Genomic DNA, 13,675 nt, shown 5'->3' with positions numbered 1-13,675 from the left:
GTTCATCGCTCCCATCGTCGACGGCCCGCTTGCGACAGCGGGCCACGCGATCGGTTGCGGTCGCCGTCAGCCGACCGCTCCTGACCGGCCGTCTTACGCGGCCGCGTCCTGTTCCTTGAAGATCTTGTCCGCGAGATGGAACGCGGAATTCGCGGCCGGCACGCCGCAATAGATCGCGGTCTGCAGCAGCACTTCCTTGATCTCGTCGCGCGTCACGCCGTTGTTGCGCGCAGCGCGCAGATGCAGCGCCAGTTCCTCACCTCGGTTCAGCGCGACCATCATCGCGATGGTCAGCAGGCTGCGCGTATGGCGCGGCAAGCCGTCGCGCGTCCAGATCTCGCCCCACGCATAGCGCGTGATCAGGTTCTGGAATTCGTCGGTCACCTCGGTGCGGTTCTCGAGCGAACGGTCGACGTGCGCATCGCCGAGCACCGCACGGCGCACCTTCATCCCTGCTTCGTAACGTTCCTGGTCGTCCATCGTCGGTGCCTCACGCGGTCAGGAAATCGAGCAGCGCGCGGTTGAAGCCGCCGGTGCACTCGATGTTCGAAATATGCGCGGCATCGAATTCGACGTGACGCGCGCCGGGAATCGCGGCAGCCAGCGCGCGGCCCTGGTCGGGCGGCGTCGACATGTCCTTCGCGCCGGTCACGACGAGCACCGGCAGCGTGATGCCCTTCACCTCTTCGCGCAGGTCGGCCGCGTTCAGCGCATCGCAGTTCGCCGCGTAGCCGTCCTTGTCGGTATGCACGAAGGTGTCGCGGATCGCGTCGAACAGTCGCGGCTCACGTTCGACGAACGCATCGGTGAACCAGCGCGGCAGCACGGCGTCGGCGAGCGCGGCCATCCCTTCGGCGCGTGCCTTCTGCGCGCGCGGCACCCACACTTCCGGCGAGCCGATCTTCGCGGCGGTGTTCGACAGCACCGCGCGAACGATGCGCGACGGGTAGCGCGCGGCCAGCGCGGCGCCCGTCAGCCCGCCCATCGAGATCCCGCAGAAATGCGCGCGCGCGATGCCGACGTGGTCGAGCAGGCCGATCACGTCGCCGGCGAGCTGGTCGATCGTGTACGAACCGGCCGGCGCGTCGGAATGGCCGTGGCCGCGCGTGTCATAGCGCAGGATGTTGAAGTGCGGCGTGAGCGGACGGATCTGCGGCGCCCACATCTGCAGGTCGGCGCCGAGCGAGTTCGAGAAAACGAGCCACGGCGCGTCGTCGCGCGCGGCACGGTCGATCCGGTAATGCAGTTTCACGCCGTTGACAGTGGCGAAAGGCATCAATGTTCTCCTGGTTGGGTCGTGCCCGCATGCAGCGCGAGCACGGCGTCGACATAGGCCTGCGCCTCGCCGACGTAATGTGCGGGATCGAGCAGCCGCGCGAGCGCGTCGCGCGACAGGTGGGCGGACACGGTTGCATCGGCGGCGAGCACGTCGAACAGCGTCGCGCCGGTGCGCACGGCCTCCTTCGACGCATGCTCGACGACGTGATGCGCATCGAGCCGGCCGACCCGGTCGCCGAGCGCGAGCATCACGGCTTCGCCGAGGATCAGCCCGTGCGTCAGGTCGAGGTTCTCGGCAAGGCGTTCTGTATTGACGTCGAGGCCCGCGACGATCTGCGCGATCTGCGCGAGCGCGCCGCCCGTCAGCCGCGCGAGGTCGGGCAACGCATCCCATTCGGCCTGCCAGCCGCCGAGCGCGCGCTCGTGCTCCTGGACCATCCCCGCGAACACGGTCGCGACGAGGTTCGGTGCGCGTACGGCGGCGGTCAGCACGGCCGCGCAGCCGACCGGGTTGCGCTTGTGCGGCATCGTCGACGAGCCGCCCTTGCCGGCGGCGGCCGGCTCGCCGAGTTCGCCGACTTCGGTCTGCATCTGCAGCGACACGTCGCGCGCGATCTTGCCGAGCGTACCGGTCAGCATCCCGAAGCATGATGCGGCTTCCGCGATGCGGTCGCGCTGCGTATGCCACGGCACGGCCGGCACGGCGAGTTTCAGGTCGGTCGCGAGCGCGGCCGTGACGCCACGCGCGTGCTCGCGCAGGCTCGCGAGCGTGCCGGCCGCGCCGCCGAATTGCAGCACCAGCACGCGCTCGCGCAATTCGGCGAAGCGCGCGCGATGGCGCAGCAGCGCATCGAGCCATTGGGCGAATTTCAGGCCGAGCGTGATCGGCAGCGCCTGCTGCAGCCAGGTGCGGCCGATCATCGGCGTCGCGCGATGCGTGCGCGCGAGCGCCGCGAGCGATGCGCACGCCTGGTCGAGCATCGGCTCGAGCACGTCGAGCGTGTCGCGCAGCTGCAGCACGGTGGCGGTATCGATGATGTCCTGGCTCGTCGCGCCCCAGTGCACGAACTTCGCGGCCTCGGGGTCGTCGGCCTTCACTTGCGCGGTGAGCTGCTTGACGAGCGGAATCGCGAGATTGCCGCCGAGCGCCGCGCCGTGCGCGAGCGCGTCGGCGTCGAGCCGGCTTGCGTCGCACGCGCGTTCGATCGGCGCGACCGCGGCGGCGGGAATCACCTGCTGCGCGGCGAGCGCGCGCGCGAGCGCGGCCTCGACGTCGAGCATCCGCTGGATCGTCGCGCGCGGCGACCAGATCCGGTTGAGCGGCTCGGTGCCGCAGATGAGGGAGGTCAGGCGGGCGCTGTCTTCGAGCATGGCATCAGATTGGGTAAACGGCGTGCGCCTATTGTCCACCCAAGCGTGCCGGCGTGCGCTCGATCGCGCGCGTCGGCACGCCTGCGGTTCAGGCGGCGGCCTTTTGCGTCGCGTCGATCAGCGGCACGCCGGTCAGCTTCTGCAGTTCGTCGAACGACAGGTCGGTGAAGATCTCGCTCACCGCGAGGCCGTCGGCCGTCACGTCGAGCACGGCGAGATCCGTATAGATACGGCTCACGCATTGCACGCCGGTGACCGGATACGAGCACTGCGCGACGATCTTGCTTTCGCCCTGCTTCGTCAGGTGCTCCATCATCACGAACACCTGCTTCGCGCCGATCGCCAGGTCCATCGCGCCGCCGACGGCAGGAATCGCATCGGGCGCGCCCGTATGCCAGTTCGCGAGATCGCCGTTCGCGGACACCTGGAACGCGCCGAGCACGCAGTAGTCGAGGTGGCCGCCGCGCATCATCGCGAACGAATCGGCGTGGTGGAAATACGCGCCGCCGGTGAGCAGCGTCACGTGCTGCTTGCCGGCGTTGATCAGTTCGTCGTCTTCCTCGCCCGGCGCGGGCGCGGGGCCCATGCCGAGCAGGCCGTTCTCGCTGTGCAGGAAGATTTCCTTGCTCGGGTCGAGGTGGTTCGCCACCAGCGTCGGCACGCCGATGCCGAGGTTCACGTACGCGCCTTCGGGGATGTCCTGCGCGACGCGCTTGGCCATTTCATCGCGGGTCAGTCGTTTCATCTGGATATCTCCCTTAAGCAGCTTGCGATGCAGCGTGTTCGGCGGCCAGCTCGGCCGCATGAGCGGCCTGCGGCACCTCGACGATGCGCTGAACGAAAATGCCCGGCGTCACGATGTGTTCCGGGTTCAGCGCGCCGAGCGGCACGACTTCCGACACCTGCACGATCGCGACCTTCGCGGCGCTGGCCATGATCGGCCCGAAGTTGCGCGCGGTCTTGCGATACACGAGATTGCCCCAGCGATCGCCCTTGTACGCCTTCACGAGCGCGAAATCGGCGTGGATCGGCGTCTCGAACACATACGGCTTGCCGTCGATCACGCGCGTTTCCTTGCCTTCCGCGAGCTTGGTGCCATAACCCGTCGGCGTGAAGAAGCCACCGATGCCGGCGCCCGCCGCGCGGATGCGCTCAGCGAGGTTGCCCTGCGGCACGAGCTCCAGCTCGATCTCGCCCGCGCGGTACAGCGCATCGAACACCTGCGAGTCGCTCTGGCGCGGGAACGAGCAGATGATCTTGCGCACCTGCTTCGCCTTGAGCAGCGCCGCCAGGCCCGTCTCGCCGTTGCCCGCGTTGTTGTTGACGATCGTCAGGTCGCGCGCGCCCTGTTCGATCAGCGCGTCGATCAGCTCGGACGGCATGCCGGCCGTGCCGAAGCCGCCGATCATGATTGTCGCGCCATCGTGGATGTCGGCCACCGCCGACTGAAGCGATTCGAAAATCTTGTTGACCATGTCTCTTCCTGATACGAACCCGCGGCACGATGCGCGGCCTGTCGAGGGGACACGCGCGTGCCGCGTGCCGCGCCGGGCCGATTTCGACCCCGGCATTTGTTCGCCAATCGAACCTAGATTCGATTAGCGAACGATGGGCCGATCATAGAGTCGTGCACAGCGCGTTGTCAAGGCGGGTTGCCTCGGGGGTCCCTGCATCGTCGAACGGCAGCCCGACGTAGTTTTCGGCGAGCGACTGCGCGGCGGCCCGCGAGCGCGTCACGTATTTCAGCTCGGCAAACTTCAGGCGATTGACGAACGGCGAATCCTCCGGCGACGAATGCAGCATGTTCGTCATGAAGTACGAGAAGTGCTCGGCGCGCCATACGCGCTCGAGGCAGGTCGCCGTATACGTGTCGAGCGGCGTCGCATCGCCCGTCCGGTAACGTGCGCCGAGCGCGCGGGACAGCGCGCGGACATCGGCGACCGCGAGGTTCATCCCCTTCGCGCCGGTCGGCGGCACGATGTGCGCGGCGTCGCCGGCGAGGAACAGCCGGCCGTGCTGCATCGTCTCCGACACGAAGCTGCGCATCGGCGTCACGCTTTTCTGCGTGATCCGGCCCTCGGTCGGCGTCCAACCCGTGTCGTTCGAGAAGCGCGTGTGCAATTCGTCCCAGATCCGCGCGTCGGACCATTCGGCGAGGTTTTCGTCGGGTTTGCATTGCAGGTACAGGCGCGTGACGGTCGGCGAGCGCATCGAGAACAGCGCGAAGCCGTTGTCGTGATGCGCGTACACGAGTTCGTCGAGCGACGGCGCCGCGTCGGCGAGGATGCCGAGCCATGCAAACGGGTAGACGCGCTCGAACGTGTTCAGCCGCTCGGCCGGGATCGTCTGGCGCGCAATGCCGTGGAAGCCGTCGCAGCCGGCGATGTAGTCGCAGTCGATGCGCTCCGCGCGGCCGTCCGCGTGCTTGAACGTGACGAACGGGTGTTCGCCTTCGACGTCGTGCAACGCGACGTCGCTGACTTCGAAGTGCATCGGGTGGCCGTGCTCGACGCCGGCCGCGATCAGGTCGCGCACGACTTCATGCTGGCTGTAGACGGTGATCGCGCGCCCGCCGGTCAGCTCTGACAGGTCGATGCGGTGACGCTGCCCGGAGAACAGCAGCTCGATGCCGTGATGTTCGAGCCCTTCGCGGCGCATCCGGTCGCCGAGGCCGGCTTCGTTCAGCGTATCGACCGTGCCCTGCTCCAGCACGCCGGCACGGATGCGGTTCTCGCAGTATTCGCGCGAACGCGCTTCGACGAGGATGGAATCGACGCCTTGCAGGCGCAGCAGATGGGAAAGCAGAAGGCCGGACGGACCGGCGCCGATGATCGCGACTTGGGTGCGCATTGTTCGTCTCCTGAACATTGGTTCGAGTAATGGAACACATTTGAGCGCTTTCCCGACTATGCGGCAACGCGATTCAGGAGATATGTTGTATACGTTTTGAAGATATTGGCCCGATGATGGATTCGCTCGATCTGAACCTCATTCCCTACCTCGTCGCGCTCGACGACACGCGCAACGTCAGCCGCGCCGGCGACCTGCTCGGCGTGAGCCAGCCGCGCGTGAGCACGGCGCTCGGCCGGCTGCGCGAGTATTTCGGCGATCCGCTGTTCGTGCGCACGTCGCGCGGGATGGAGCCGACGCCGCGCGCGCTCGCGCTGCTGCCGGCCGCACGCGACGCGCTCGCGCAGATCGAGCGCGGCCTCGTCGCGCCGCACGACTTCGACCCGGCCGCGAGCACGCATACGTTTTCGATCGCGCTGTCGGACGTCGGCGAGATCGTGTTCCTGCCGAAGCTGCTGCAGGCGTTCGCGACGCGCGCGCCGCACGCGAACCTGCGTTCGGTCTCGCTCGCGCACGATGAAGTCGGGCGCGGCCTCGAAGCCGGGTCGATCGATCTCGCGGTCGGCTACTTCCCCGACCTCGGCGGCAGCAACTTCTTCCAGCAGCGTCTGTTCACGCACCGGTTCGTCTGCCTGATGCGGCGCGGCCATCCGCTCGAACAGACGCCGCCGTTCACGGTCGAGCAGTTTCTCGCGTGCGGGCACGCGGTGGTACGCGCCGAAGGCCGCAGCCAGGAAGTGCTCGAGAAATATCTCGCGAAGCAGCGCATGCAGCGCCGCGCGGTGCTCGAGACGCCGCACTTCATGAGCCTGCCGTTCATCCTGAGCCGCACCGACCTGATCGCGACGGTGCCGCATGCGATCGGCTATGCGTATGCGGCCGAACATGCGTTCATCGTGCCCGTCGAGCCGCCGCTCGCGCTGCCGCGCTTCGACCTGAAGCAGCACTGGCACCGCAAGTACCACAACGATCCGCGCACCGCGTGGCTGCGCGGCGTCGTCGCGTCGCTGTTCAACGACGAGCAGGACGAATGGCCGAAGTGAGCGCTAGGGCCGCACGCACGACCCGCGAAAGCATGAAACAATTGCCGGATATCGGCCGCCGCAGGCGGCCTACGATGGAGCCACTACATGGGTAAAAAATCCGCGCGGCCCGAGCAGGCCGCATCCCGGCCGAGCCGTGAAGAAGCCGAGGCCGCCGTCCGCGTGCTGTTGCGCTGGGCCGGCGACGATCCCGCACGCGAAGGCCTGGTCGACACGCCCGCGCGCGTCGTGCGCGCGTACGAGCAGTTCTTCGCCGGCTATGCGGTGGAGCCGCGCGACATCCTCGCGCGCACGTTCAGCGAAGTCGACGGCTACGACGAGATGATCGTGCTGAAGGACATCCGCTTCGAGAGCTACTGCGAGCACCACATGGTGCCGATCATCGGACGCGCGCACGTCGCGTATCTGCCGAACCATCGCGTGGTCGGCATCTCGAAGCTCGCGCGCCTCGTCGACGCGTTCGCGAAGCGCCTGCAGATCCAGGAAAAGATGACCGTGCAGATCGCCGATACGCTGTTCGACGTGCTGCAGCCGAAGGGCGTCGGCGTAATCCTCGAAGCCGCGCACCAGTGCATCTCGACACGCGGCGTGCACAAGCCGGGCGTCGAGATGGTCACGTCGCGCATGCTCGGCTCGTTCCGCACCGATCCGTCGACGCGGCGCGAATTCCTGTCGATCGTCGCCAATCCTTCTTCAGTCAACCTGACGAATACGTAATGGAGTCGACGAAGCAAGCGGCGCATGCGCCCGTCGTGCTCGTGACCGGCGCCGCGCGCCGGGCCGGGCGCGCGTTCGCCGAGTATTTCGCCGCGCACGGCTATCGCACCGCGGTGCACTACGACCGTTCGGCCGACGCCGCAAACGCGGCGGCCCGCGCGATCGCCGAACGCGGGCACGATTCGATCGCGCTGCAGGCCGACCTGTCGGATGCCGCGCAGATCACTTCGCTGATCGACCAGGTGTATGCGCGCTTCGGGCGCCTCGACGTGCTCGTCAACAACGCGTCGGTGTTCTGGCAAGACCACTTCCCGAGCTTCGATCTCGCGGCATTCGACCAGGCGTGGGCCGTCAACTGCCGCGCGCCGATCCTGCTCACGCGTGCATTCTACGAACGGGCGCGCGCGGCCGGCACGCAGGGTGTCGTCGTGAATGTGGTCGATCAGAAGATCAAGGAAAACTTTCACCGCGATCATTTCAGCTACACGGTCGCAAAGGCCGCGCTCGGCAACCTCACGCAGATGCTCGCGCTGTCGTCCGCGCCCGTACTGCGCGTGAACGCGGTATTCCCGGGGCTGATGCTGCCAAGCGACGACCAGACGCAGGCCGACTTCGAACACGCGAGCCGCGCATCCACGCCGCTCGCGCGCATCGCAGGCCCCGACGACGTCGCGAGCGCGATCCTGCTGCTGACGGGCAACGCCTATAACGGCGTGGATTTCGTGGTGGATGCGGGGCAGAACCTGATCCGCGTCGACCAGGACGTGCTGTACAAGCACCGCTCGCCCGCCGGCAAGCACTGACGCACGCGCAGCGGTGGCAGGCAGCCGGCGGCCGCGCGCCGTGTTACGGCTTCTCGCCGCTGCCGCCTTCGCGGGCCTTGGTCTGCGCGACGCTCGTGCCGGGCGGCACGCTGTGCGTGAGCCACACGTTGCCGCCGATCACCGAGCCGTGCCCGATCGTCACGCGGCCGAGAATCGTCGCACCCGCATAGATCACCACGTCGTCCTCGACGATCGGATGCCGTGCGTTGCCCTTGACCAGCGCGCCTTCGCCATCGGCCGGGAAGCTCTTCGCGCCGAGCGTGACGGCCTGGTACACGCGCACGCGCTCGCCGATGATCGCCGTCTCGCCGATCACGACGCCGGTGCCGTGGTCGATGAAGAAGCTCGGGCCGATCTGCGCGCCGGGGTGGATGTCGATGCCGGTGGCCGAATGGGCGATCTCATTGATGAAGCGCGCGAGCAGCGGCACGCCGAGCTGGTGCAGTGCGTGCGCGAGCCGGTGGTGCATCATCGCCAGCACGCCGGGATAGCACAGCAGGATCTCGGTGATGTGCTGCGCGGCCGGATCGCCCGCGTACGCGGCCTGGATGTCGCTGACGAGCAGCGCGCGGACCGCCGGCAACTGCCGGCCGAACTCGCGCGCGATCTCGAACGCGCGCTCGTCGAGCTCCGCGAACGGCGTGTCCGCATGCTCGGGCAGGAACGGCAGCGCGCGGCGAATCTGCTCGCACAGCACGCGCAGCGTGCTTTCGAGCGTGTGGCCGACGTAATAGTCGACGCTTTCGTCGGTGAGATCCGGCGCGCCGTAATGCGTCGGAAACATCGACGCGCGCAGGCCGGTCACAATCTTGCAGATCGCATCGCGGGACGGCAGTTCGCGGATGCCGCGCGGATGGCGCGTGCGATGGAGTTCCTCGCGCGACTCGCGCAAGCCGGCGACGATTTCTTCGAGGCCCCACTGACGGACGGGTGATGTCGACATATGCAAATGCAGGCGGCCGCGCTCGGTCGCACGGCCGCTAATAAAGTGACGGGTTCCACAAGATTACCGCGTTTTTTGTCCGGGAGCGGCACACCGGGGGATCGGCCGGACGGCCGACGATGCCGGAAACGCGACGGCGTCAGATCACGATGCTGCTCGCGTCGATCCAGCGCACGGCCCAGTCGCGCGCGTGCGCGATCGCGGCGCCTTCGTCGTTGAACTGGAGCTCGGTCGGAAAAAAACGGTTCGCAACCAACTCCCCGTCGCTCGATCGGGAGATCACGACGTAGGGCTTGAACGAACCGTCACTGGCGCGCGCGGGCGCGCAATTCAACAGATAACCGCGGTGCGTGAAGGCAGTAGTCGCTTGCATGAATCCGCCACCTCTAGTCCCTTGCTTTGTTGTTCACTACCCGTCTTTAAGGGTGCTGCGGCGCCCCGGCGCGGGCAGAGGCGGCGAGATCGCATCCCCTGTCGCCGCTTCGTAGGAAAAGAATCATACTCTGTAGAAAACGCGTCTTCTAGCTGAAATAAATCACGACAAATCAGTGCGTGCCGAGCGACCGCGGCGGGCGCCCGCGCACCTCTTTCCCGTCTTATCCGGAACGGGATTTGCTTCGATCCGGAGCGCTTCGCCGCCAGGAGAGCCGTGATGGAATCATCCGGTCAAACAGGTCGTTCGCATCCGCACAGCGTCGAGCTCGACAACGACGACACCCATGACAGCACGGTCGACACCGACGGCAAGAACCGCGAGGCCTGGCTTCTCGCCGGCGGCGGGCCGATCTCGCCCGACCAGATCACCGGCAGCAACGCGTCGCTCGTCAATGCGATGCCCGAAGCCGGCGACGGCCTCGCCGGTTTCGACAGCCGCACCGGCGGCAACCATCCGGCGTTCGCGCTGCGCGCGGGCTACGCGGTGATCGAGAAAGGCTTCGCCGCACCGTCGCCCGCGGACGATGCCCAGTTCGGCCCCGTCCACCGGATGTACGGCAGCGCGTACTGGCCCGGCCACGGACGGCGGCCGGAACGCGTGATCGAACTGACGGCCGTGCCGAGGTAGCCGGCACGGCGTTTGAATCGATCGTTCGTTTGCGAATCGATTTCGGTCAACAATCAATGCCGGCGGATCGGCGCACGCGACAGGTGCTCAAGCGAACGATGCCGCGCATCGGCATCGGCAGCTTCATGCATGCCGCGAATCGCGCCGACGCACATGTATTGATCGAAGTCATGTCGAAACGGCGCGGTTGCGATTGAATGGCGATGCGTGCGGTTCATCGGCGTGACTTCGCACCGTGTCGGTGCGGCATGTGCGCGCCGCGACGCATGCGCCGGTGCAACGCGGGATTCCGATGCCTGCGCATTCGCTCCCCGCGACGATGCCGTCTTCACCCGTCAATGTCATGGGTTCGACTGCCGCGAGCCGCGCGGCGACCGCGCGGACGACGGATGCGACCTGGCGCCGCGCGCATGGTCGTGCGCTGCGGCGACAGAAGCGTCGCGGCCGCGCAGCAACGCGGGCACCGCACTGCAAAGTCCCCGCCATTGGTTTACTCTGCCTCGCAGCATTGCTCAGACGGATCGGCCATCCGGCCGACTTCGTTTCAACCCGCCACTCGGAGACACTATGTACAAGCGTATTCTGGTTGCCGTCGACGGCAGCAACACGTCCCGCCATGCATTCGATGCCGCGCTGGCGCTCGCGAAAGCACACGGCGCCGAGCTGCAACCGTTCTACGTCGTCGAGAACGCCGCGATCTACTACAACGTGCCGGGCTACGATCCGTCGGTGCTGCGCGATCAGCTCGTCGCTCAAGGCAACGATCTCGCGAAGGATTTCACGAAGCTGATGCAGGCAGCGGGCGTGAAAGGCGACACAAAGCTGGCCGAAGCGACGTCGCTCAACGATGTGTCGCAGCTGATCCTCGAAGGCGCGAAGGCGTTCGGCGCCGATCTGCTCGTGCTCGGCACGCACGGCCGCCGCGGGTTCCGCCGTCTCGTGCTCGGCAGCATCGCGGAACAATGCGTGCGGCACGCAACGCTGCCCGTGCTGCTGATTCCGGCCGCCGCCAACACGCACGAGCAAGCCGCGTGAACGGCGTTCGGCATCCGCGGCCGATCGCGACGTTTTGTCACCCGACGGCGGCATCTTGCGGTGGGACAATGATTCAGTCGATTCAACGCCGGAGTAAACGATCATGCTGACGCCCGTCGCCACACGTACCGCCGCCACGCCTCATGCCGGCAGCTGGGCTCCTCGCCAGGCCGCGCACTGCTCGTCGTGCGCAATGCGGCACCTGTGCATGCCGCAAGGCCTGGCGCCCGAAGCGCTCAGCCGCCTCGAATCGGTCATCTGCGCGGCGCGCCCCGTCAAGCGCGGCGAAGCGCTGTTCCGCGAAGGCGACGCGTTCGACAACCTGTACGCGGTGCGCTCGGGTTCGCTGAAAACCGTCGCCACGCGCCACGACGGCCGCGAACAGGTCACAGGCCTGCATCTCGCGGGCGAAGCGCTCGGCCTCGACGGCATCTGCGATGACACGCATCCGCGCACCGCGGTCGCGCTCGAAGACAGCTCCGTCTGCGTGATTCCATACAGCGCGCTGAAGGCGCTGTGCTCGGAAGCCGGCTCGATGCAGTTGCGCATGCACAAGCTGATGAGCGAGCAGATCGTGCGCGAAACGTCGCAGACGATGCTGCTCGGTTCGCTGAATGCCGAAGAACGTGTCGCCGCGTTCCTGCTCGACGTATCGTCGCGCTACCTGAAGCGCGGTTACTCGCCGTCGGAATTCAACCTGCGGATGACGCGCGAAGACATCGGCAGCTATCTCGGCATGACGCTCGAAACGGTCAGCCGCACGCTGTCCAAATTCCAGAAGCGCGGCCTGATCGAAATGCAGGGCCGCCACGTGCAGATCATCGACTTCGACGGCCTGCATCACGTCTGATCCCGCACGGCGCGCATCTCGCGTGCCGCCCGCGTGACGTTACCGATCAATCGAGAAACAGCGCGGCGCGCGCCTTCAGCGCCGCGCTGAAATCGTCGAGCCAGCCGATCGACAGACGCCAGCTCTGCCAGTAAAGATCGATGTCGACGGTGCGCCCGCGCGACATGTCGACCAGCTCGCCCGCCGCCAGTTGGCGGTCGACCATCCGGTCCGGGCACATCCCCCATCCCAATCCCGTTTCGCATGCGCGCAAATAGCCCGCGACGTGCGGTATCCAGTGCTGCGGCGGATCGAGATCCGCGCGCGTCACGCGCCGGATGAAACGCGCCTGCAGCCCGTCCTTCGGATTGAACATCACGCACGGCGCGCGACGCAGCGCATCGCGCGTGATGCCCGCGCCGAAATAGCGTTCGTAAAATGCCGGCGAGCACACCGCGCGATAGCGGATACGCCCGAGCCGCTGCGACCGGCATCCCTGGATCGGCTCGGCCTGCGCGGTCACGGCGCCCTGCACGCTGCCATCGCGGATGCGCGCGGCCGTGTAGTCCTGGTCGTCGATCACGAGGTCGAGCAACGTTTCGCGCTCCGTGCAGAACGGCCCGACCGCGTCGATGAACCACGTCGCGACGCTGTCGTCGTTGACGGCCACGCGCAACATCGGCCATGCGCTCGCGATCTGGCCCGGCAGCGCCGGCATCCGGCCGCCCAGCTCGGCCTCGAGCAGTTGCACGCGCTCGGTATGCCGGCACAGCAGTGCGCCCGACGTCGTCGCGACGCACGGCTGCCCGCGCTTGACGAGCACGCTGCCGACGCGCTCCTCCAGCAGCTTCACGCGCTGCGACACGGCCGACGGCGTGACGTTCAGCTCCTTGGCCGCGCGCTCGAACGAGCCGTACCGGATCACGGCCGCGAGGGCATCGAGCAGGGCGTAGTCGAGCATTAGATTTCCTTAATCCGCATTAGGTAAATTAGCTTCTCTTATTTTCATGCTGACCGCAGACTAGCGCTACCCGATTCATCCGTCTACTGCTTCTACTGCGTCTACCGCTGTCACCACCATGAACTGGCTCGCTTTTTCCCATGGCGCCGCACTGTGCGCGTCGCTCATCGTCACCATCGGTGCGCAGAACGCGTTCGTGCTCCGCCAAGGCATCATGCGCTCGCATGTCGGCAAGATCGTGCTGCTGTGCGCGCTGTCCGACATGATCCTGATCGGCGCGGGTGTCGGCGGCGCATCGGTGCTCGTCGAGCGGTATCCGACTTTCGTCCATGCGGTGCTGTATGTCGGCCTCGCGTATCTCGCATGGTTCGGCATCAACGCGCTGCGCCGCGCGTTCAAGCCTGGCCACGCAACGCTCGACGTGCGCGGCGACGCGGTCGCGCCGCCGCCGCAGAGCGGGCTCGCGATCGTGCTGATGACGCTCGCGTTCACGTGGCTCAACCCGCACGTGTATCTCGACACGTTCCTGCTGATCGGCACGGCCGGCGCGCGCGAGCCGGAAGGCGCGCGGCTTGCGTTCGCGATCGGCGCGATGACGGTCAGCTTCGTGTGGTTTCTCGGGCTCGGCTACGGTGCGCGATTGCTGGCGCCGTGGTTCCGCAAGGCCGTTGCGTGGCGCGTGCTGGACGGCGCCATCGGCAGCATGGTGCTGTTTCTCGCGGCGGTGCAGTTGCGGTGAGAGAGGGAGCTGTCGCGGCAGA

General features: G+C 67.0%; 16 protein-coding genes. 7 read left to right on the top strand and 9 right to left on the bottom strand.

All coding sequences use genetic code 11. The features are described from left to right. Positions 1-93: 93 nt before the first annotated feature. The 6 genes from pcaC to pobA all read right to left on the bottom strand — a co-directional run bounded on the left by pcaC (position 94) and on the right by pobA (position 5,499). Positions 94-480 carry a 4-carboxymuconolactone decarboxylase gene (pcaC, locus tag DM992_RS26260; RefSeq protein WP_059523513.1) on the bottom strand — a complete coding sequence of 129 codons (387 nt, stop codon included), beginning with the start codon at positions 478-480 and terminating at the stop codon, positions 94-96. A gap of 10 nt (positions 481-490) precedes the next feature. Further along, positions 491-1,276, bottom strand: coding sequence for a 3-oxoadipate enol-lactonase (gene pcaD / locus DM992_RS26255; protein WP_111019266.1), 786 nt, complete (start codon positions 1,274-1,276; stop codon positions 491-493). After that, entirely contained in the window at positions 1,276-2,649 is a 1,374-nt protein-coding gene (locus tag DM992_RS26250; protein WP_111019265.1) for a 3-carboxy-cis,cis-muconate cycloisomerase, read from the bottom strand. Before DM992_RS26250 ends, pcaD begins: the two co-directional genes overlap by 1 nt. 88 nt (positions 2,650-2,737) lie before the next feature. Then, complete coding sequence (locus DM992_RS26245) at positions 2,738-3,394, bottom strand: CoA transferase subunit B (protein WP_089431929.1); 657 nt, start codon at positions 3,392-3,394, stop codon at positions 2,738-2,740. Between the two features lie 13 nt (positions 3,395-3,407). Then, positions 3,408-4,124, bottom strand: coding sequence for a 3-oxoacid CoA-transferase subunit A (locus DM992_RS26240; RefSeq protein WP_034181459.1), 717 nt, complete (start codon positions 4,122-4,124; stop codon positions 3,408-3,410). A 142-nt stretch (positions 4,125-4,266) separates the two neighbouring features. After that, the gene (gene pobA, locus DM992_RS26235) at positions 4,267-5,499 is read right to left on the bottom strand and encodes a 4-hydroxybenzoate 3-monooxygenase (RefSeq protein WP_111019264.1); all 1,233 of its coding nucleotides are present in this window, start codon (positions 5,497-5,499) and stop codon (positions 4,267-4,269) included. Positions 5,500-5,615: 116 nt separating this feature from the next. On the opposite strand from pobA, the gene DM992_RS26230 reads away from it, so the two are divergent. From DM992_RS26230 to DM992_RS26220, 3 genes are all read left to right on the top strand, one after another. Continuing rightward, entirely contained in the window at positions 5,616-6,542 is a 927-nt protein-coding gene (locus DM992_RS26230) for a LysR family transcriptional regulator (protein WP_162631784.1), read from the top strand. Between the two features lie 87 nt (positions 6,543-6,629). Further along, entirely contained in the window at positions 6,630-7,259 is a 630-nt protein-coding gene (gene folE / locus DM992_RS26225) for a GTP cyclohydrolase I FolE (RefSeq protein ID WP_034181462.1), read from the top strand. Next, complete coding sequence (locus DM992_RS26220) at positions 7,259-8,062, top strand: SDR family oxidoreductase (protein ID WP_111019262.1); 804 nt, start codon at positions 7,259-7,261, stop codon at positions 8,060-8,062. The genes folE and DM992_RS26220 overlap by 1 nt, the downstream gene beginning before the upstream one ends. A 43-nt stretch (positions 8,063-8,105) precedes the next feature. On the opposite strand, the gene epsC is transcribed toward DM992_RS26220, so the two are convergent. Then, positions 8,106-9,026: a serine O-acetyltransferase EpsC gene (gene epsC / locus DM992_RS26210; protein ID WP_111019261.1), complete on the bottom strand. Its 921-nt coding sequence runs from the start codon at positions 9,024-9,026 to the stop codon at positions 8,106-8,108. Between the two features lie 139 nt (positions 9,027-9,165). Next, entirely contained in the window at positions 9,166-9,399 is a 234-nt protein-coding gene (locus DM992_RS26205) for a hypothetical protein (RefSeq protein WP_034181465.1), read from the bottom strand. A 279-nt stretch (positions 9,400-9,678) separates the two neighbouring features. On the opposite strand from DM992_RS26205, the gene DM992_RS26200 reads away from it, so the two are divergent. The 3 genes from DM992_RS26200 to fnr all read left to right on the top strand — a co-directional run bounded on the left by DM992_RS26200 (position 9,679) and on the right by fnr (position 11,974). Then, positions 9,679-10,089, top strand: a complete 411-nt coding sequence (locus tag DM992_RS26200) for a DUF3005 domain-containing protein (RefSeq protein WP_111019260.1) — start codon at positions 9,679-9,681, stop codon at positions 10,087-10,089. A gap of 567 nt (positions 10,090-10,656) precedes the next feature. Continuing rightward, positions 10,657-11,124, top strand: a complete 468-nt coding sequence (locus DM992_RS26195) for a universal stress protein (protein WP_111019259.1) — start codon at positions 10,657-10,659, stop codon at positions 11,122-11,124. A gap of 103 nt (positions 11,125-11,227) precedes the next feature. After that, positions 11,228-11,974, top strand: a complete 747-nt coding sequence (gene fnr / locus DM992_RS26190) for a fumarate/nitrate reduction transcriptional regulator Fnr (protein ID WP_034181468.1) — start codon at positions 11,228-11,230, stop codon at positions 11,972-11,974. A 46-nt stretch (positions 11,975-12,020) separates the two neighbouring features. Here fnr and DM992_RS26185 read toward each other — a convergent pair whose 3' ends face one another. Continuing rightward, positions 12,021-12,914, bottom strand: a complete 894-nt coding sequence (locus DM992_RS26185; RefSeq protein ID WP_111019258.1) for a LysR family transcriptional regulator ArgP — start codon at positions 12,912-12,914, stop codon at positions 12,021-12,023. Between the two features lie 118 nt (positions 12,915-13,032). Between DM992_RS26185 and DM992_RS26180 the strand changes: the two genes are divergently transcribed. Next, a complete protein-coding gene (locus DM992_RS26180; protein WP_047902058.1) occupies positions 13,033-13,653 on the top strand; it encodes a LysE/ArgO family amino acid transporter in 621 nt (206 codons plus the stop codon). Positions 13,654-13,675: the final 22 nt, after the last annotated feature.

The sequence above is a fragment of the Burkholderia sp. JP2-270 genome (assembly GCF_003233675.1).
Lineage (GTDB): Bacteria > Pseudomonadota > Gammaproteobacteria > Burkholderiales > Burkholderiaceae > Burkholderia > Burkholderia pyrrocinia_C.
This window is presented reverse-complemented; position numbering and strand designations above follow the sequence as displayed.

Bases quoted from the DNA above. Each gene is read 5' to 3' on its own strand.
- pcaC (WP_059523513.1), bottom strand. From the start codon at position 480: ATGGACGACCAGGAACGTTACGAAGCAGGGATGAAGGTGCGCCGTGCG.
- pcaD (WP_111019266.1), bottom strand. From the start codon at position 1,276: ATGCCTTTCGCCACTGTCAACGGCGTGAAACTGCATTACCGGATCGAC.
- DM992_RS26250 (WP_111019265.1), bottom strand. From the start codon at position 2,649: ATGCTCGAAGACAGCGCCCGCCTGACCTCCCTCATCTGCGGCACCGAG.
- DM992_RS26245 (WP_089431929.1), bottom strand. From the start codon at position 3,394: ATGAAACGACTGACCCGCGATGAAATGGCCAAGCGCGTCGCGCAGGAC.
- DM992_RS26240 (WP_034181459.1), bottom strand. From the start codon at position 4,124: ATGGTCAACAAGATTTTCGAATCGCTTCAGTCGGCGGTGGCCGACATC.
- pobA (WP_111019264.1), bottom strand. From the start codon at position 5,499: ATGCGCACCCAAGTCGCGATCATCGGCGCCGGTCCGTCCGGCCTTCTG.
- DM992_RS26230 (WP_162631784.1), top strand. From the start codon at position 5,616: ATGGATTCGCTCGATCTGAACCTCATTCCCTACCTCGTCGCGCTCGAC.
- folE (WP_034181462.1), top strand. From the start codon at position 6,630: ATGGGTAAAAAATCCGCGCGGCCCGAGCAGGCCGCATCCCGGCCGAGC.
- DM992_RS26220 (WP_111019262.1), top strand. From the start codon at position 7,259: ATGGAGTCGACGAAGCAAGCGGCGCATGCGCCCGTCGTGCTCGTGACC.
- epsC (WP_111019261.1), bottom strand. From the start codon at position 9,026: ATGTCGACATCACCCGTCCGTCAGTGGGGCCTCGAAGAAATCGTCGCC.
- DM992_RS26205 (WP_034181465.1), bottom strand. From the start codon at position 9,399: ATGCAAGCGACTACTGCCTTCACGCACCGCGGTTATCTGTTGAATTGC.
- DM992_RS26200 (WP_111019260.1), top strand. From the start codon at position 9,679: ATGGAATCATCCGGTCAAACAGGTCGTTCGCATCCGCACAGCGTCGAG.
- DM992_RS26195 (WP_111019259.1), top strand. From the start codon at position 10,657: ATGTACAAGCGTATTCTGGTTGCCGTCGACGGCAGCAACACGTCCCGC.
- fnr (WP_034181468.1), top strand. From the start codon at position 11,228: ATGCTGACGCCCGTCGCCACACGTACCGCCGCCACGCCTCATGCCGGC.
- DM992_RS26185 (WP_111019258.1), bottom strand. From the start codon at position 12,914: ATGCTCGACTACGCCCTGCTCGATGCCCTCGCGGCCGTGATCCGGTAC.
- DM992_RS26180 (WP_047902058.1), top strand. From the start codon at position 13,033: ATGAACTGGCTCGCTTTTTCCCATGGCGCCGCACTGTGCGCGTCGCTC.